Annotated in this window: 13 protein-coding genes; 9 read left to right on the forward strand and 4 right to left on the reverse strand. The window is 51.8% G+C overall.

Annotated features, from left to right (window positions below; genetic code table 11):
• The first annotated feature begins 4 nt into the window (after positions 1-4).
• The 5 genes from ACFVSO_RS17550 to ACFVSO_RS17570 all read left to right on the forward strand — a co-directional run bounded on the left by ACFVSO_RS17550 (position 5) and on the right by ACFVSO_RS17570 (position 8,641).
• Positions 5-2,368 (forward strand): transcription initiation factor TFIID, encoded by a 2,364-nt coding sequence (locus tag ACFVSO_RS17550; RefSeq protein WP_387475849.1) that lies wholly within the window; start codon positions 5-7, stop codon positions 2,366-2,368.
• Between the two features lie 49 nt (positions 2,369-2,417).
• The gene (locus ACFVSO_RS17555) at positions 2,418-3,677 is read left to right on the forward strand and encodes a vWA domain-containing protein (RefSeq protein WP_387475851.1); all 1,260 of its coding nucleotides are present in this window, start codon (positions 2,418-2,420) and stop codon (positions 3,675-3,677) included.
• 22 nt (positions 3,678-3,699) lie between these two features.
• Positions 3,700-4,341 (forward strand): beta-mannanase, encoded by a 642-nt coding sequence (locus tag ACFVSO_RS17560; protein WP_387475853.1) that lies wholly within the window; start codon positions 3,700-3,702, stop codon positions 4,339-4,341.
• Positions 4,342-4,451: 110 nt separating this feature from the next.
• Positions 4,452-5,711 (forward strand): TRAFAC clade GTPase domain-containing protein, encoded by a 1,260-nt coding sequence (locus tag ACFVSO_RS17565; RefSeq protein WP_387475856.1) that lies wholly within the window; start codon positions 4,452-4,454, stop codon positions 5,709-5,711.
• Positions 5,711-8,641: a GAP1-N2 domain-containing protein gene (locus ACFVSO_RS17570; RefSeq protein ID WP_387475859.1), complete on the forward strand. Its 2,931-nt coding sequence runs from the start codon at positions 5,711-5,713 to the stop codon at positions 8,639-8,641. Before ACFVSO_RS17565 ends, ACFVSO_RS17570 begins: the two co-directional genes overlap by 1 nt.
• 111 nt (positions 8,642-8,752) lie before the next feature.
• Here ACFVSO_RS17570 and ACFVSO_RS17575 read toward each other — a convergent pair whose 3' ends face one another.
• Positions 8,753-9,706: an ABC transporter permease gene (locus tag ACFVSO_RS17575; RefSeq protein WP_387475861.1), complete on the reverse strand. Its 954-nt coding sequence runs from the start codon at positions 9,704-9,706 to the stop codon at positions 8,753-8,755.
• Entirely contained in the window at positions 9,699-10,619 is a 921-nt protein-coding gene (locus ACFVSO_RS17580) for an ABC transporter ATP-binding protein (protein ID WP_387475864.1), read from the reverse strand. The genes ACFVSO_RS17575 and ACFVSO_RS17580 overlap by 8 nt, the downstream gene beginning before the upstream one ends.
• A gap of 200 nt (positions 10,620-10,819) precedes the next feature.
• Between ACFVSO_RS17580 and ACFVSO_RS17585 the strand changes: the two genes are divergently transcribed.
• Both ACFVSO_RS17585 and ACFVSO_RS17590 read left to right on the forward strand, forming a co-directional pair.
• On the forward strand, positions 10,820-12,433 hold the full coding sequence (locus ACFVSO_RS17585; RefSeq protein WP_387475867.1) for an alkaline phosphatase family protein: 1,614 nt from the start codon (positions 10,820-10,822) through the stop codon (positions 12,431-12,433).
• Positions 12,434-12,502: 69 nt separating this feature from the next.
• Positions 12,503-12,907: a VOC family protein gene (locus ACFVSO_RS17590; protein ID WP_387475869.1), complete on the forward strand. Its 405-nt coding sequence runs from the start codon at positions 12,503-12,505 to the stop codon at positions 12,905-12,907.
• A 79-nt stretch (positions 12,908-12,986) separates the two neighbouring features.
• Here the strand turns inward: ACFVSO_RS17590 and ACFVSO_RS17595 are convergent, their stop codons facing one another.
• Positions 12,987-13,493: a metallophosphoesterase family protein gene (locus ACFVSO_RS17595; protein ID WP_387475872.1), complete on the reverse strand. Its 507-nt coding sequence runs from the start codon at positions 13,491-13,493 to the stop codon at positions 12,987-12,989.
• Between the two features lie 241 nt (positions 13,494-13,734).
• Positions 13,735-14,634: an SDR family oxidoreductase gene (locus tag ACFVSO_RS17600; RefSeq protein WP_387475874.1), complete on the reverse strand. Its 900-nt coding sequence runs from the start codon at positions 14,632-14,634 to the stop codon at positions 13,735-13,737.
• Between the two features lie 104 nt (positions 14,635-14,738).
• Here ACFVSO_RS17600 and ACFVSO_RS17605 point away from each other — a divergent pair, with 104 nt between their 5' ends.
• Entirely contained in the window at positions 14,739-14,915 is a 177-nt protein-coding gene (locus ACFVSO_RS17605) for a VOC family protein (RefSeq protein WP_387476230.1), read from the forward strand.
• A gap of 588 nt (positions 14,916-15,503) precedes the next feature.
• A complete protein-coding gene (locus ACFVSO_RS17610) occupies positions 15,504-20,018 on the forward strand; it encodes an amino acid adenylation domain-containing protein (RefSeq protein WP_387475877.1) in 4,515 nt (1,504 codons plus the stop codon).
• The last annotated feature ends 5 nt before the right edge of the window (positions 20,019-20,023 follow it).

Here is a 20,023-nt window from a genome sequence, read left to right on the forward strand (position 1 = left end):
GGAAATGGTAGAGCAATTTGCGGCCGACTATTCGGCAGCCGAGCAGAGCTTGAAAGGGACGGAAGACGACCAGAGCAGCATTCATTACCCGACCGTATTCCTGTTTATTGGGGATGAGACAGAGCAAGCGATAGAACCGATGATGAAGTCCAACGCGCTGAGATGGGCGAACCATGCTGGCGTGGTGTATGGCCACGTATCCAGCGGATCAAGCGTCTGTGAGGCCAAGGCTGCGAATCTCTTTACCATCCCGCTGGCGGGGATTGCGCCGCAAGGAGAGGAGAAGCGAACCATTCGGACCGGAATCGGAAGCGGCTTTCACCAAGCAGCGGAAGGGCTTGGTCTGCTGAATCGCATCTTGCGTCAAATGAATGATACAATTGGCGATTACGGACGCATGTACGCGTCGTTCGATCGTCTTCACTTGGCGGTCATTGTACGAGCCGATGATCCTATGAATATTCTGGTGCCGGATATTGCGCTGTTGGCTCAGTCCATTTTCGGAACGCTATTCAAGTCCGTCCAGATGGATTTGTTCGTTCTTCTTCAAGAGCGCGAGCAGTCCGATTCGTACGGCTATGCCGCTGCGACGGGCATCAGCTTCCTTCGTGAGATCGAGCGGTTCCAGAGCCCGGACTTTTCCTATCGCGCACCGCTTCTGCTGGCAGGCGACGGTCTGACAATTCCAATCGAGCATCAGTCGGCGCCGCTGTTCGATCTGGTCTACCTGTTGTCGGACCGGAACGAAAAAGGCATGACTCCCTATAACGGGATGGAGCAAAACTATGAGATCATATGCCGAATTCTGCTGCTCAAAAATCGGGGCCAGCGCCAAGCGGATATGCATATAAGCGGCGAAAGCTACAACAATACATCCTTCAAGCATAGCCTCATCGCGGAATCAGGCAGGCTGGGGCTAGTCTCGGCCGGCCTGGCGAAGGTACAGCGGCCGTCTTATGCAATCGCGCTGACGGTGCTGTACCATCTATTCGACCAGGTAATCGTACGCTTGCAGTCCGGGCCGGAGCTGAGCACGGCGGATAAGCTGCGATTTTTTGGAGTAGATGCTCATACGCTGTCGGCTCGTAGCAAAGAGAGAGTTCCGCTGCCCGACCGGCTAGCGGATATGAAAGGGCTCATTACAAGCGGCGTGCGCTATGACGAGCTGCGCGGCATGACCTTGTCTCAAGCGGAGCATGCGTTATACGGCAGCAGCTGCGAAACCTTCTTTAACCAGCATTTTGTACAGAACGCCAAGCTTCAGCTGGAAGGGCTGGACGTAGCCGGAGCGCTGAAGCGAACGCTCGCCCGCAGCATGGCCGAGGAGCCTCGAATCTCGTTCTACCAATTATATAAATGGACGGACGAGGGGGTTAGCAGAGGCGAAGTGACGGGCATGGTACAAGAGAAAATTCGTGAGCTGACCCGGGCAATAGAAGATTTGCAAGAGGAACTCGTGCAGCTCTATGACAGCCGGGTAGAGGACTTGAAGTTCCAGCGCGTGCCATTCATGGACAAACGCAATGTGCGGTCTTTCATCCACGCGTTTCTGGATCAGGTGTACGGCTTGAGGTACGAACGGCTGAAGCTGGAGACGGAGCTTGTCATCTACCGCCGTTATGCGGCGGAGCTGGAGCAGCTGAACCAATGGTACCGGGTTCGGATCGAGCGGCTTCATGATCTGCGAGCACAATTGAAGACGAAAGCCAAGCAGAGCATCTCGCTCGGTGATGATTATATCGGGCAAAATGTATTTGATTATTATGAGCGAGTTACCGCTGATGCGCTGCGAGAGCTGGAGGAGAAGCGCGGGGAGTCCATCCTGTTCGAAGAGAGATACATCGGCAATGTGGCAGAGCTGCTGGAGCAGGAGGAGTCGGTCTTTATCGAGCGGCTCATTGTTGTTTGTCGAAGAGATATTTTGACCACAAGCCGATTTGCGTTGTCCTTCGAGGAAGAATTACTGCACCGTGCGAACGTATCGGTCTCCTACACGAACCGGCAAGCCTTGCCTAAGGAGGAGCTGTTCGAGCAGCTGTACCGGATGCTGGAGGAGCATGCAGCGATCCATATTCGGTTATTCGATTATACGCACAAGCATCGCTATGAGGAGAAGTACTTCTTCGGCGATCGGAACAGCGAGTTCATTCGGTTCGCCTTTGGCATGGATGAATCGTCACGGATTCATAAGCTTGGCAGTCTGCATGAGAATCGCAGCAGCAGCGTAGAAAAGCTTCATTTGATGGGCGGCTTCCATATGGAGGATATGATGTATTACCGCAATGCGAAGGCGTACTATGAGGCATATGTGAAGGACGGCTACAAGCTCCATGCCATCGAAGAGTCCGAGCTGCCCGTGCTTCGTTAACCGGGTAAGAAATCTAGTTGTATTGTAAAGGTGAGAGGGTGCTGTCCGTATGCAACGGAAAATAAATATGCTGCTTTTGCTGTTCAGCTTGATAGGAGCTGCCGTCGGTTTTGCGATTGGCGAGGTTGTGCTGCGCGCATTGCCGGAGGCATGGCCAAGCTATGTCGTGATCGGCCTGTACTTCGGTATTCTGGCTCTAAGCGTCGGTCTGTTCTGTCTCATTGCAGAGCTGATATCGCCAAGCTTGAACGGGCATTCCTGGCGGCAGCGTTATACCGATTTATCCTGGAAGCTGCTTGTTCCGGCGACGCTTGTGCTCTTATTCGTGGTCGGCGGAGCGCTTCAGTTCGTGTACGGTCTTGAATTTGGCGGGAACAAGAAAATTCGGGATATTGTGCTGGTCATTGATAATTCGGGCAGCATGACGGAGACCGATCCCAATAACGACCGTTATAAGGCTGCCAAAAGCCTCATTGCCGAGATGGACAAAGACAAACGGGTGGCGATTGTCTCATTCGCTAATTCGGCCGAGTTGATCCAGCCGATGGTGAGTGTCGGGGCAAGCTCTCAGAAGACGGCTGTCTACGACGTTATCGATGCGATCGAACCGACGGAGGATGGGACGAATTTCTACAGCGCGCTGACAGAGGCGCTGCGGGTCATTCAGGCCGACCGGGGAACGATGGTTATCTTTATGTCCGACGGCTTTAGTGATTCCAATATTACGGAACAAATAGATGAACTCAAAAGCAAAGGCATCGCGCTTCATACCATTGGCCTCAAGATAGGCTACGACCAGGGGACGCTGCTGCTTAAAGACATGGCGGAATCCACCGGAGGCACCTATTATGACGTAGAACAGTCTGACGGGTTGTCGACGGCGTTCCGTTCCATCTATTTGACAATCGATAATCGCTCGCTGCTTTCGATTAATCCTAATGCGGCGGAGGAGCCGACGATTTACAAAGGTATTCGCTTGTTGTCGTTTGTGTTGATCGGCTTGGCGCTTGGCATTGCCCTTGGCATCATGTTCGACAACCGTTTCCTGGCGTATAGCTTCGGAGCGGGCGGAGTTGTCGGTGGTCTGGCATCAGGTCTGATCTTGAATGCCGGGCTGTCCGGGGATGCCTTTACGGACGGTTTGTTCCGATTCATCGCGATGCTTGTGCTTGCCGCAGTCATTGCCCTGTTCACGCTCGTCATTCCAGTCGGAGAGAAGACGAATGCTCGCCGAGGCCGGGAACGCGCGGCGGCAAACCCTAAAGAGGGAAGCGGCAGAAGCCGGAATAACCGCAGCAGCGGATTTTAAATGAAACGAGGGGATGAGAACATTGCAGTATAAAGTCGCAGAAGAAGGCTCGCCCCTCATCACGGGACTTGCGAGAATGATAGAGGAAGACCGCTGTACACTGCGCTGGATATGGCCGGCGGGGATAGAAGCGGTCTATATTAGCCAGCGGCTGATGGATGACGAGGATGTTCCGGAGGAAGACGAGCTCGGAAGCCTCCGCTTGTATACGAAATCGGAATATAAAGCTAATAACGGTTATGTATGCCGGCTCGATCGTGCCCGAATGTACCGATTTACGGTCTACATTCTGATGGAGCGGGAAGAAGGGGCTGTTTTGCTTCAGCAGCGGAATGGGGATAACCGGATTGAAGTTAGCGCGAACAGGGCTAAGATCTATTATTCCCTTTCGGAGAAGTCCGGCCTGTTCCGCAAGCACAAGAGCATCCAGATCGAAGTGAGAACGGAGGTAGCGCTGGGCAGCGATGTCCTGTGCTATGTGAAGAAGCAAGGCGGATTACCAGCCAATCGCGAGGACGGACTTATGTATCCGTTTGTTGCGCCGTTCTCTGGGGGAAGAAACGTATTGCCCCCGATCGAAGTTGACAAGCAGGATCATATTCGATTATTTCTGGCCGATATCCGAAGACATGGCCACTTGTACGAATTGATAGCCACAACATAATAAGCTGGACAACACATAACAATTGCTTACGATGCAGGTTTGCGTTGCAAACCTTAGCTTATGCTTACGAAGTAGGTTTGCGGAGCAAACCTTTTAGGAGGGGAAGCGTCATGGGCTTATTGGATCTATTTAAGAAAAAAACAGAAAGCAAGCCGAAGCCATTATTCTATGACATTGTATGTCCTTATTGCTTCAGCAAGTTTTCGCCAGATGAGGTCGTGTTCCGCGCGACTCACTCCCGTGAGGATGACGAGGACTACGCGCTGGGCGAGGACGAGGAGCTGAACAAGTACCGGGAACGCTTCGGCTTGGACTCCGTCTACGATATCGAAGCGGTTATCCACCCGGTGGATGTGCCTGCCGAATCCCATGTTTATTCCGATCATGTTCTGATCGGTCTGCATGACCGGTACGGGGAGCTGACGCGAAGAAGGTTATGTCCGAAGTGTCATAACGAGCTGCCCGTAACGTCAGGCAAGGTACCAAGCAACATCATATCGATTATAGGCGCCTCACAGGTCGGAAAGTCGGTCTACATGACGGCGCTTATCCATACACTTCAGCACACGACGGCCGATCATTTCAATGCGGCGTGCATGCCGCTGAATGCGGAGATTAGCCGCAAGTTCCGCACCAATTACGAGGAGCCCCTGTTCGAGCGCGGCGATCTGCTTGCTTCTACCCAAAAGGAGAAGATGCAGGAGCCGTTTATTTTCCAATTTGTGTTCAAGGATGAAGAGAAGCCGCCGCTCACGCTTGTTTTCTTCGATGTAGCTGGCGAAGGTATGGTCGAGCAGGATTATTTGGGCTTGCATGGCCAGCATATCAAAAATTCGGCCGGCATCCTGTTCATGGTCGATCCGCTGCAAATCCGCTCTATTCGGGAGAAAATCCGCATCAAGCATGGCGACAAGCCGGGCGAGTGGGTATCCCAATACGACGAGCCGCGCGATGTGGTTCTGACGATGTTCGGCGATTTTATAGCGTATCAAGAAAGCGGCAAGACAGACATTCCGACAGCCGTCGTATTGACCAAAAGCGACATGCTCCACTCGTTGAAGGATGAGGATGGCGAATATATTAAGACGAACAGCAACATCTTCAATAACATGGTGCACCGCAATTATTTCAATCTGACCGAATTCGAAAATATCGATGGCGAGATTCGCCGCTTTATCGAGAAGGTAGACCGTCCGTTCAAAGGCACGATGGACGTGTATTTCAAGGAAACGGCCTATTACGCCGTTTCCGCGCTTGGCAGCAATCCGGTCGACCAGAAGCTGCAGACGGTTGTAAGTCCCATCCGGGTTGACGAGCCGTTCATCTGGCTGCTGTACAAGCTGAATTATATCGAGGGGAGAAGAGAATAGTGACTGAACAGACGCCCCGCTTATCGATACAGCAGCAGATGTACACCAGGGAGCGGCGCGGCATATTCCGTACGACAGAGGGGTATGACACGATCGCGAAGTCTGGTGGCCTAGACCCTTCTTTTGTGAAAAAAACGCTGCATCCATTATGCGTTTACGACTCTCCCGCAGAGCTGACCGCTAGTGGCGAAAAGAACAGCGATGCTTATCCTGAAGCGATGCATCTGCTGCATCTGGAGCACGGAGAAACCGTCCTTGGCCGAAGCGTGTTCCGTGAAGCCGACTTCACGGGGCTAAGGAGCACCTTTTTCACCCATCATTATGTCATTCCCGCCGGTTATAAGGCCGATCCCGAGCAAGATTACAGGAGCTGGCTGTCCGCATTATTCGAGGATAGCTATCCGCTTGATAATGCGGCTGAACTGAACGAGCTGTCACGGCTTCCATTAGCAGCTCCTGCAGCACGGAATTTATCCGCAAGCGGGGTTCTGTCGGAGATGGGGATGGGAGAGAAGGAATTTAAGGCGCTGCTGCATGCGCTTATGATATCCCTGAGCGGCAAGAAGAAAGTATATATTGCGCTTCCCGTACCGATCGCCGAGCTTGCCGAGCGGGCTAAGGGGCTGCTTGGCGTACTCTATAGCTGCTTGCCATACGCCTATCGCAAAAGACTCGGATTTCTGACCTATTCGAAGGAGCCTTTAAGCCGCAAAGGCATTCATATGACCTTTGTCGAGTCTGGCAGTCTGCGAGCGGGCGACCGGGAGATAGAGAAGGAATTTGTTTTCGATTTGCCGAACGGGCGGATTATGAACGTAGACTTGGAAGGGCTGGATCAGCCGTATTTGAATTTGGCATGGACCAATCTGGACAATCGCGAGGCGCTGGAGCGGTTTTTCCGGTTTGCGGACGTGATGCTTGAGGGGATGGATCTAGGCAAGGCGCTTGCTGTCGCGAGCTATCATGAATTATGGGTCATGCATGAGGCGATTGAAGGCAATGAAGCTATGCTGGAGCAGCATCAAATTTCCGTATTGAGCAGCGCACTGCAGTATTTGGCTACACCGGACGCACTGGATACGAAGATGGAGCTCAGCGATTTGCTATTGTCGAGATTCGATCTTGAGTACGATAAGGTGAGTCAAGGCGCAATCCCTGATGAAGCGATCTTATCACTCTTTATGGATTATTACAGACTGGTTGGCAAGCTGATCGAAAATAAGCTGGTCGGTTATCTGATCTATGCCATCTCCAACGCCAACAAAAACGGGGATCAGGAAGCGGCAGCTACCCTATATAAGGGAATTGAGCGAGAGGAAGCTCTCGGCAAAGCCTTTTTTCATAAAATTATAGCAGGTCCTCGTTTTGCGGAAGGCTTGTTCTTCCCCTATTTACAATCTACCTTAAAGAAGGTGCCACTTCGGAATATTGTTCCGACCATTGTAGTGTGGGGTGACGCTTATCCGAAGGTATATGACTATGAGCAGCTATACGCTATCGCAGTTGAGCTTGTTCATGAAAAGCTGTCCAGAGAGCGTTATTCCCTGGCAGCTGTCAACTCCCTATTCGAGCAAACGAATCAATTGACAGCAGCGATGGGGCATGAACGGACGGGACATGGCGCACACAACCTTGCAAGAGAGCTGGAGCGGGATGTATACCAGACGCTGCTGAAGCGATTGGAGCCTGAGAGAGTAACCCGGGAGGAGCTCTTGCAAGCCAAGTTTCTAAGCGATTCCCGGAAGATGCAGCGTTGGAATCATGAGCTTAGCGATGCCAATCAGTCCGCAACGGCCCGTATACTGCATGTTCTCTTTCAATGGTTGATCATGAGGGATGCGAATGAGGACCTATGGGATAGCTTGTCCGCTCAGGAGCTGATCCGGGTGCAAGGAATCGGGCGCGGCATTTTGGCAGAAGGACTGAAGGAAACGGATTTCCCTGAGCTTGTGACAGCTTTTCTGCGCGGCTCCCAGTTTGATATGGTCGACTATGACGGATTGATTGATTTCTTGCATCATCAATGTCCGCTGAAGGAAACGATCTACCGTTTTTTCCTGTGGTCGGAGACAAATCCCTATTTTCATGGGGGAAGAGGCCTTACAGCCGCCTATCGAGCTGCCATTTTACGCTACTTCAAGGAATACGATCCCGCTGCGCTCAAGTCGAGAGAGAATTGGAAGCATTTCTTCGACCAGAGCGGGGACAAGCTGCAAGCCGTTCTGAAGCAAGCACAGTCTGAGCTGTCTTCGCCGCTTGCGCGATTGTTTCGCCGCAATCGGAAGGGAACGCTGATCATGTCAATCGTTGGACTGGGGATTGTTCTTGTCGTATCAGGCATACTCCTATCGTCTGGCGGCAAGGGAAGCGCCGATCCAGAAAAGGCGGAAGTGCCTGAGACATCTTCGACCCCGACTCCCGATCCTACGATTGAGCCAGGCGTTATCGAAGAGCCGGAAATGATCGTATCCATTGAGCAACTGGACGCAACTGAGGGGCAGCCGGCATCCACTGCGGTTAAATTTATGTTCAAGGATGCGGCAGCCTGCTCTGGATTTGCGCCGAAGTCATTGAAGATACAGGCACCACTTTCGGATGCCGTTACCTATTCTGACCTAGAGCTGATCCCGTCTTGCACCAGTGTTCCATCCTCTTCACCGGATACGACAGACTCTTCAGTTGGATCGACTTCGAATACGGATGAAGAATCAGCTAATACGAATGAATTAGATGAAGCGACTTCGAGCGCCAATCCCGATTCAGCAGTTTCCTCCGAAGGCGGAGGGACAACGGGCGGACCGGCTGGCTTGGCAGACGATGCGTATCCATACCATGTCGCTATATCCTTAGGGCAGCATGTCGATATTCCGGCCAATAGTATGATTTGGGTCGATGGCTCTGAAGTTGCGCTGGTAGTGAAGGACAGATAGAATCTCTATTATGAATGTTATGGGCTGCTCGATAAGGGCTGCCTTGAATAAGCGAAAGGACCTCATAACCCGCTGCATGCGGGAATGAGGTCCTTTTTGGTCTTGAAATGTTTAAGCCGCTACATCGCGCTTCGTGAACAGAAGCCAGGCGATAATTTGGAACACCACATAGTAGGCGGCGAGCATCAGAATAGAGAAGCCCATTGTCATTTCCGGGCGAAGCGGGGTTCCGCCATCGAGATATTGCGTCAAATCGATATTGGAGAAGAGCAGATACTTCGACCAGCTATAGCCGCTTAAGAGAGCCGACAGCGTATTGCCAAGCAGCATGAACAGCAGCGAGAAGGCAATGGCCATGGACGAGCTGCGGAATGCGGACGAGATCATAAAGGCCATCGTCACATACATGATCAGCGACACAACGGAGAATCCGTACGTCTTAAGCGTGTCCATAATCATGGAGCCTTCGTGGACCATGCCGTTTTGAACCGTTAGCAGCGGTTGATTGACTCCGTCGAAGCCCGCCAGTAATCCGCCCGCTCCGAAGGAAGCGGCAAAACACAGAATCAGCAGCAGCAGAGCAAAACCGAGCGTTGCGATATATTTGCTAAGCATGATTTTTGAACGGGAAGCGGGACCTACGAGCAGCAGCTTGATGGTGCCCCATGAGAATTCTGCGGCAATCATATCCGCTGCAATGACGACTGTCAGAATCGTAACGAGCATGATCAGGTTGGAGGAGCTGCTGACATAGCTCCATAGGGACAGCTGATGCGGATTGATGTCATGCTCCAAATAATATTCGTTCATCTTGATCTGTTCGGTCAGATAGGCGTTATATTCCTTGTCCATTTCCCCGTTTTCGGTCAGTTGCTGCTGCAAACCTGCATTTTGTTGTTCCAGCAGCTGCTCCCAGTTGGAGTGGTCGACTCGGGATTCATCCCATTTCATAATGCCGCTGAGCAGGGCGATGGCAAGCAGGAGGAATCCGATCATGATCCATGTGCGGGAACGGCGATAGATTTTCATGTTTTCATTGCGAACAAGCTTGGACAGGCTAGACAATCATCTCACCTCCCGTAATTTCCAGGAACTGATCTTCAAGCGACTTCTGCACGGCATGAATGCCGTACACTTCAATCTCCGATGCTACAAGCAGCTTTGTAATATGCGGAATAGCGGATTTGTCACCGATCAACTCCAATTGGTTGCCGGACACGGTTAAGCGGGAGCCATCCATGGCTGCTGCAAGCAGCTGCTGAGCAGCAGCCGGATCGCCAACCTCAATGACGATTTTCGTCTGCGCCTGATTCCGTGCTTCCTGAAGCGAACGAATATCAACAAGCTTACCGCCCTGAATAATAGCGACTCGGTCGCACATTAGCTCCATCTCGGCCAGGAGATGGGAGGAGACGATGACAGAGATGCCTTCTTCCTTCGTGAGCTTGCGCAAATAATCGCGGAGCTCGCGGATGCCGGCGGGATCAAGACCGTTCGTCGGCTCGTCCAGAATAAGCAGGGACGGGCGATGGAGGATAGCCTGGGCGACGCCCAGTCGCTGGCGCATGCCAAGGGAGTAGCGTTTTACTTTCTCATGAATCCGGTTCTGCAGTCCCAGCAGCGTCACGACTTCATTGATTCTTTCTTTGGTAATGCCATTATGGCGGCGTGCGTAGTGAACCAGGTTTTGATAGCCCGTCAGAAATTTATACATTTCCGGGTTCTCGACAATCGCACCAACATGCGTCATCGCGAGCTCGAAGTGTGAGCGTACGGATACGCCTTTGATGATGGCTTCGCCCTTGGACATCGAGATTAACCCTACAATCATACGAATGGTTGTGGTTTTGCCGGCGCCGTTAGGCCCTAGAAATCCGAATATTTCCCCAGCGGGAACATCGAAAGTGAGATTATCGACTATTTTTCGCATGCCGATTGTTTTGGTAAGATTGCGAAGCTGCAGTACGGCTTCAGACATACGTGTAAACCCCCTAATATTGTTCTTCCGTAGTTCACTATACCGGATGTAGGTCCTCTTATGTAATAGACCTTTGATTAGGTTTTCCCCCTGCTTAGGTCGGGGTACATATAATGGGGCTGGGATTTTTTGTGCGGAATGCAGATTGGGAATCCGTGGCAAAATGACATTACGAAGAAATGAATATCGGAGGCACAGGTATGAAAGCAATTGCGGTTATTGCAGTTATTATGCTTTTATTGGGATGCCAGAGCCAGGCGCCGAAGGAGCAGGATTTGCTGCATGTGAAGTCGGATTCCGGGACGAAAGCAAAAAAAGTCATTATGCTTGTCGTTGACTCGTTGATGTCCGCGAGCATCGATCGCGGCATTCGGGCCAATCAGCTTCCTTCATTTCAATATCTTATTGAACATGGTCAATATTATCCCGGGATGGTCAGCTCGTTTCCTACGATGTCGGTTACGATAGATAGCTCGCTCCTGACCGGAGCCTATCCTGATCAGCATCATGTACCTGGTCTGGTGTGGTATTCTTCCGAAGGGCGGAAGCTGATCAATTACGGGACGGGACCGATGGAGGTGCTGCGACATGGCGTCAACCCGGTGCTGGCTGATGCGTTGATTCATCTGAACAGCGACCATTTGAGCCGCAAAATAACAACTGTGTATGAAGAATTGGACCGGCTTGGCTATAAGTCGGGCTCCGTCAACGGATTGATATACCGGGGGAATCATGATCATCAGTTGTCCATTCCGGCCTGGATACAAGCGGCTGCTTCGCTGCCAGCCGAGTTAAGCGTGAAGGGTCCGCCTTTCATGTCGCTCGGCGTGCTGTCCAACCCCCTGAAGGATGCCAAGGATTTGCCGGAGGGCGTAATGGGCCGCCTGGGTCTAAACAATGAATATGCCATTGAAACGGTCAAGTATTTGGTGCGCGCCAAAATATTGCCTGATTTTCTGTATGTGTATTTGCCTGATCTGGACCAGAAGCTGCATCGGAACGGTCCTGCCGATCTGAAGGGAGTGATCAAGACAGATCAACAGCTGGGAGAACTGCTGCAAGCTTTCGGATCGCCGGAGAAGGCATTGGAGGAAGCGGTCATGATTATCATGGGGGATAGCGGTATGACCACTATCCATGAGGCCGAGCGCCAACCGGTAATCGAACTGTCGACGCTTCTGGGGGATCTCAATGTCATGAAGCCCGGAGAAGAGCTCTCCGATGATACAGAGGTTATCATAGCCGTTAATGAAACAATGGCATATGTGTATCCCGTTAGTGCCAACCTATCGGCAGAAGCGCTCTCCCGCCGTATCGCTGCTGATCCGCGCATTGATTTTGCAGCCTGGAAGGAGAGGGAGTGGATTCATGTCGTTCAAGGGGCAACTGGCAAGCAGCTTGATTATCGGGCTGGCGGCAGACTGACCGACACTTACAAGCAGAGCTGGCAAGTGCAAAATGACGAATCAGTGCTCGATCTTCACATCGATAAGGGTAAGCTGACTGTAGCCTACGGACAATTCCCTGACGGATTAAGGCGATTATCGGGCGCATTGCATTCGCATTCTGGCAGCTATGTTGTCGTCACGGCGAAGCCGGGTTATGAGCTAGCCGATCGAAGCTCACCTACCCATAAGGGCGGGGGAGGGCATGGAGCGATGCGCCGGATGGAGTCGCTGGTTCCCCTTATTATTAGCGGAACCGATCATAAACCTCCGCAGCTGCGCATCGTTGATATGAAAGCGTATATGCTTGATCTGGTAACCAAGCAGCAGGCTCGAACCTTGGATGAAGGGAAGCGTGGGGCACAATAGCAGAAAGCTTATATGTGATGTATGTTTAGCGGTTGATTTGATCAAATTACCAGTTAGGAGGTGAAAAGGGTGTCATTGAATCCTTATCTGAATTTTGACGGGAATACGAGAGAGGTTGCCCTGTTTTATGCTAGCGTATTCGGGCTGGAGGAACCTACTATTCTAACATTTGGTTCCAATCCGGAATCCAACATTCCGCCAGGGACGGAAAATCTGGTAATGCATACTCAATTGAAAATCGCGGGCAGCACGCTTATGTTCTCGGACAACTTCCCGGGACGGCCGTTCCAGCAGGGCAATAACTTCTCACTCGCTTATGTAAGCTCTGACAAGGAAGCCATCAAAGATGCATTCGATAAGCTGAAGCAAGGCGGCAAGGTCGAATTGGAGCTGCAAGAGACAACTTGGAGTCCCTACTACGGTTATTTGACCGATAAATACGGCATTGGCTGGCAGTTCAATTACGAAAGCTAGAAGCCGCCGAAGTTAATCAGTTATTCGTGAACACCCCAGGCTGCTGAAGTGCAGCCCGGGGTGTTTTGGCGTCCTGCGCTTATGATTTATCGGCATAATACACATGTCTGATCGGCTGCTCGCTGTCTTCAAAGTCGATGATCCCGAAGGAATAAAGCGGTTGTCTTCGTTTGTCCGTCGGCGAACCGGGGTTGAATATGATTAGGTTGTCGACCTGCTTCAGTACGGGAATGTGGGAATGGCCGTAGATGAGAATATGCACGGGCGTATCCTTAAAGGCTGCAATGGCGTGGGATTCCGTCGAAGCCCGTTTGGACGCTCCGTGTCCATGAACAAGACCGATCCGCCAAGGTCCAAATTGAAGCAGGCGGCTTGTGCCGAATTTGGCTTGAAGCACTTCACCGTCATTATTGCCGGCTACTCCGTAGGTGGGGGCGAACGCTGCCAATTGCTCATACACAGCCATGCTGGACCAGTCTCCCGCATGAATAATCGCTTCCGTATTCGCAAGCTCAGCCAGCAATCGCTCTGGTAGTTTTTTAGCCATTCTAGGCATATGCGTATCGGCCAGGACGACAATTTTCATTCGTAACAGCCCTTTCCTAGTGCGTTTTCATTTTATTATAGCAATGAAGGAGAAACGACGCTGCTGGATATTCCGATACCAGCTATCTATGGATCAAGCGCTTGAGCCTTAGGTCAGGGAATAGACCACTAATAGGCATATTTGCATATATGCAACCTTTTATTATGGATGTGAACGGTATGTAAACAAACAAAGCCGCAGCAATCTGAAAAATGTGGCCTTAGCGGTGACCGGCTTATCGTTAAGTTTCCGTCATAATGCCGCCATTGACATGAAGGACTTGGCCGGTGACAAACGAGGAATCATCCGAAGCCAGATAGATGTATGCCGGCGCCAGCTCGAACGGTTGTCCGGCCCGTTTCATCGGTGTCTCCAGTCCGAAGGTTTTCACATAATCTGCCGAATAGCTGGAGACGATCAGTGGCGTCCAGATCGGTCCAGGTGCAACGGCATTGACCCGAATGCCTTTCTCTACAAGTTGCAGCGCCAAGGAACGAGTAAAGGATACCATCGCTCCTTTCGTGGATGAGTAATCGACGAGCAGCGGTGCTCCTGCGTAGGCTGTTACTGAAGCGGTGTTAATGATCGTGCTGCCCGGCGCGAGATAGGGAAGCGCGGCTTGGACCATATAGAAGTGCGGGAATATATTCGTGCGATACGTATCCTCCAGCTGCGCATGGGAAATATCTGCAATCGATTTCTGGGGGAACTGGACGGCCTGGTTCAGCACAAGCGTGTCGAGCCTCCCGTAATGTGTCAGCGTCAGCCGGATAACCTCGGCGGAGAATGCGGGCTGTCGAAGATCGCCTTCAATAAGCAGGCAGCGCCTTCCGTACTGAGCCGCCATTTGCCGTGTTGCTTCAGCATCTTCCCGCTCGTACAGATAGACGATCGCAAGGTCTGCGCCTTCCTTGGCGAAGCCGATCGCCACTGCCCGGCCGATCCCGCTGTCCCCGCCTGTAATGACAGCAATCTTGCCTGCCAGCTTGCCGCTGCCTCTGTAACCAGGATTGTCGGAGATCGGCATTGGCACCATGAGCGACTCGATGCCGGGCTGCTTCTCTTGATGCTGGGGCGGAAACGTAATCGGCACTTCCTTGCAATGAGTCTCGTGACCGAAGTACGGGTATTTTGGAATCAACGGGAAAACCTCCATTTCATGTTCTTATCAAGGATATTCACCTATTCGGATAAAGGTGTAATCTGCCTGAAAGCGAGTGGTATCATGTACAAGTCGGACTGACCATCTGGTATAATGTTTCAAACTTGGAGCGCACGATTTCTTTCTACACGAACGGCCTCGGTTTTACAGTGGATTATCAGGATGAGCCAAGCCCAAGACATGGCTTTACCTATGCGCTGGAGGCCGGTTCAAGACCGGCGATACGCAAGATGGAAGGGGATCTTCTGTCTCTGTTATAACCCCGCATAACACCGGACTGTTCCGGTGTTATGTTTGTTTATAGATTTTTCGAAAGATTCATGGCAATATTGTAAACTTGTCGATATAAGTATCGCATTTGTTGACGCATGGAGAAGAACTCTGTTATATTATTTCTAAATTCGCATGAATCTACTAAATTTACTTTTTACGGAATCTATTAGACGCTGTGAAGTCGAATGAACACATAATATGACGAGCAACCTGTAATAGGACAAGCACTTATCCTTACCGCCATACATTCCTGTCGCATACCACCACGGCAACTACCCGCATCACCGAGATGGAGCACGTATTCTACCACGACAATTACCTGCAACACCCAGAGTGAACCCACAATCCATCACGACCATTACCCGCACCCACCTGGAATTGACCCGCATTCATCTAGAATGATCCCGCAGCCCTTCAAGCATTTAACTGCTTGCAACGTGACAACGTTATTTGTACCCGTACTTTGGACAAGTTATCTCATTCGCCATTCGTTTGGCGTATGCGAGCTTATAATTAGACAACATGAATCGGCCCGCTTTCACGTTCCGTTACACATTAACCCGGAGGTGATTCGGATGTCTTTGCGACCAGACGTTTCCCGTAACGTCTATGATGCTCTGCCGCTTTCTCATCCGCAGAAGCGAATCTGGTATTTAGAGAAGATTTTCCCTGACACGTCCCTTTCCAATATCGGCGGACCTGTAAGAATCAAGGGTCAAGTAAACTTTCAATGGCTAGAGAAGGCAATCGGACATTTTGTTGCCAGCCATGATGGCATTCGTCTGCAGCTTGAGGAGTCCGATGGCGAAGCAAGGCAGTACGTAGCGGAGTATACACATCGGCCGCTGGAGCTTTTTGACTTTTCGCTGGAGCCGGACCCGGAAGCGGCGTTTTGGGACTGGATCAATCAAGAGGCTGCTGCTCCATTTAAGCTTACGCATTCGCCGCTCTATTGTTTTGCCCTGTTCCGAATAAGTGCGGACGACTGCGGCTACCTGTTCAAGTGCCACCATATCATTTGCGACGGCTGGTCCACCCAGATTATGACCTCGCAAATTGCGAATCACTATACGTCACTAGCGCAAGGCGGCATGGCTTCTGAAGGAACTGAACAGCTGCCGTCCTATCTCCACTATTTGAACGACGAGCAAGCTTATCTGCAATCCGAGCGATTCGAGAGAAACAAACTTTATTGGTCTCGTAAGTTCAGTGCGCTGCCAGAAGGACTGGCTGCGACTGACTCCTTCCAGACAGAAGGGCGGCGAACGACAATCGAGCTGGATCGGCAGCTGTCCCTGCGCATTCGCGCAGTGGCGGATCAGGCTGGCGTGTCGCTTAATACGTTTTTTATACTGGTTTACTTTACGTACAGGTATAAGCGGACGCACCAGAACGATCTTGTTGTAGGAACCCCGGTATTAAACCGGTCGGGCAAGAGGGAAAAAGCGATGTTTGGCATGTTCACCAGCACGATGCCATTCCGGTTCCTCTTGAACCCGGAGACGTCGGTGGCGGAATCGCTTGTGCAGCTGCAAAGGGAGCTTATCGATAATTATTTCCATCAGCGCTATCCCTATGATCTGCTCGTCAGGGATTTGGACCTCAAGAAGAAGGGATATGACCAGCTATATCACGCTTGCGTCAATTATTACAATACCAGGCTCACCACCAGCATGAACGGCGCGCCTGTCGAAAATGTAGAGTTTTACAACGGCCATCAAGCCTATGAGCTTCAGTGGGTCATTAAGGATTGGTCCGATACCGGCGCATTGACGCTCGATCTGGATTATCGGATGGATGTGTATGCCGAAGAGAAGATTCACGATATGGCAGAAGAATTGCTTGCATTAATGGACGGGATGCTGGCTTCACCGGATGCCAGCATCGGCAGTCTCTCGCTGTTGTCGGAGCAAGAGAAGCATAGGCAGCTTACGGAGCTGAACGATACGGCTGCCGAGTATCCGCGTGACAAATCGGTCGTACAGCTATTCGAGGAACAGGTACGATTAACGCCAGAACGGATTGCCGCACAGCATGACGCCGGAGCACTCACTTATCGCGAGTTGAACGAAGCGGCCAATCGGCTGTCCCATCGCCTGCTGCGTAACGGTGTCGGCAAGGAAACAACAGTCGCCATATGGACCCATCATTCCGCAGAGACGGTCATTGCGATATGGGGTGTGCTGAAGGCAGGCGGCGCATATGTGCCGATCGATCCCGCCTATCCGGAGGAACGGATTCGGTACATGCTGGAGGATTCTGGCGCCAAGCTTGTCTTGACTAATGTAGACGGGATTGAAGGACAATTCCCGGTACCATTCCTGGATGTAAGAGCTGCGTCCAGCTATGCCGATAAGCGCTTTAACCCGGAAGTCCGCCTTGATCCTGGCGATTTGGCCTATATCATCTATACCTCCGGCTCAACAGGCCAGCCGAAGGGAGCGATGATCGAGCATCGCGGGCTGACCAACTACATTTGGTGGGCGAAGCTCATGTATGCGAAAGAAGACCCTGCGGTATTCCCGCTTTATTCCTCGCTGGCATTTGATTTGACGGTTACATCCATTTTTACGCCGCTTATATGCGGGGGAATGATCCTGGTATACCGGGATACAGGCGAAGAATTTATTGTTTATCGTATCTTAAGAGACAATCGGTGTACGGTAGTCAAGCTGACGCCGGCGCATTTATCCCTGCTGCAAAATATAGACTACCGCCATTCGTCGGTAAGGCGGTTTATCGTTGGAGGTGAAGATCTAAAAACGAGCCTGGCTCGCAACATTTATGACAATTGGGGAGGCCAAATTGACGTCTTGAATGAATACGGTCCGACGGAGACGGTCGTCGGATGTATGATCCACCGCTTTGATCCGAATGAAGATAGGCGGGCATCCGTACCAATCGGCATACCTGCGCATAATGTAATGATTTATTTGCTTGATCCGTATTTGAATCCTGTGCCAGACGGCACGCTGGGCGAGATGTATATTTCAGGGGACGGGGTGGCAAGAGGCTACCGGAACCGGACCGACCTGACGAATGAACGGTTTGTAGACAATCCATTCCTTCCGGGCAAGCGCATGTACCGTACAGGCGATCTTGCGAAGAGGCTTCGGAATGGCAAGATTGAATATGCTGGCCGCACGGATCATCAAGTTAAGATTCGTGGGCATCGAATAGAATTAGCCGAAATTGAAAAGACGCTGCTGCAGGACGCTCGCGTGCGCGATGCGGTCGTTATCGATCGCGAGCATCCTGACCAGAGCAAGTATCTGTGCGCGTATATCGTTACTACCGGACTGCTGGAACATGCGGAGCTGCGGCAAAGCCTGTCGTCACAGCTGCCGTCGTATATGGTTCCATCCTATTTTGTACCGATGGACGAGATACCGCTCAGCGTGAATGGGAAAGTCAATCGCAAGCTGTTGCCGGAGCCGGAGGCGGTTTCGAATAGCCATATACCTCTCCAAGAGGGACGTAATGACGCGGAACATGCGCTGCTGCATGTACTGGGCGAGCTGCTTGGTATCCGTCCTATCGGAATCCGGGACAATTTCTATCATCTCGGAGGCGATTCAATCAAGGCCATTCAAGTCGCCTCAAGGCTGAACGGGATGGGCTACGGAATGAAAGTCAAGGAGATATTGGGATCTCCTGTTATAGAGGAAATGGCCGGATTCATGAAGCCTCTGAGCGAGGGAATGCGTTATTCGCAGACCCAGGCAGAGGGCTCGATTTCTCCATGGCCGATCGCTTCCTGGTTTCTCCGCCAGAACTTCCAGGAGCGGGGGCATTATCATCAATCCGTCTTACTTGCGTTCAAGCAGGAAGCGACAATAGCCGAGCTGGAGCATGTGCTGCAGAAGCTGGTCGAGCATCACGACTCGCTTAGAATCGCTTATGTTCCTGACCGCAATTCATTCCATTATGCCAACGATCCTGACCACAAGGTACAGGTCAGCTTTCTTTCTTTAACGGACTGCTCGGATGAAGAGCAAGCTGTCGGCATGGCACGGATCGCCGAGGCTGTGAAGGGCGCCTTCGACTTGCAGGAAGGACGACTGCTTCAGGGTTGCCTGTTCGATCTGGGTGCGAGCGGCAAGCGCTTGCTGCTTGCTGCTCACCACCTCGCCGTAGACGGCGTTACATGGCGCATTCTGCTGGAGGATCTGGCTATGGGTTTGCAGCAGCTCCGCGCAGGTAAGCCCGTGAAGCTTCAGGATAAGACCGCATCCGTGCAAGCTTGGTCCGAGCAGCTGCATCAGTACAGGCTTCCGGATGAAGAGCGTTCGTATTGGCGGTCCGTTGCCAGCGGACTGCGGACCATTCCTTCCGATATTGAAGACGGCCGTGATGACATGGAAAGCGCTAGAACAGTCTCGTTCGAATTAACAGAGGAAGAGACCGGTCGCTTGTTGCGGGACGCCCATTCCGCATACGGTACGAAACCGATGGATGTGTTCATTGCGGCGCTTGGACAATCGCTGTTTGAACAGTTTAAGCAGGATCAAGTCGGAATTGAGCTGGAGGGGCATGGGAGGGAGCCGCTTGGCGATTCCGTTGATATTACCCGAACGGCAGGATGGTTCACTTCGTTGTACCCGTTAAAGCTGATGAATACATCAAGCAGCCTGCCGGCATGGATCAAAGCGGTGAAGGAGCAGTTAAGGCAAGTGCCCAGCAATGGAATCGGCTTTGGCTTGCTGCAGCAGCGGGGCGATATCCCTGTCGAATATGGCGCAGACAAGCTGGTTCGGTTTAATTTTATGGGCGACTTTGACAGCGAGTTTCGCAATGAATGGTTTCACTTGGCCGAGGAGTCCAGCGGTGCGGAGTCGGGCAGGCGCAACGCCCTGACGGCGCTCATCGATATTCATGCGATCGTCGTCCGCAGCAAGCTGCGGGTATCGGCAACCTATAGCGCTAACCGCTTTTTGAGTTCGACCGTAGAGTCGTGGATGCAAGCCTACAGGAATAGGCTGGCAGCTGTTGTTGCCCATTGCTGCGAGAAGGAAGCGGCAGAATATACGCCATCGGACTTCGATACAATCAAGCTGTCGCAGGATGAGCTGGACAGCCTTCTGATGTAACTAAC

The organism is Paenibacillus sp. NPDC057967, assembly GCF_042887015.1.
Lineage (GTDB): Bacteria > Bacillota > Bacilli > Paenibacillales > Paenibacillaceae > Pristimantibacillus.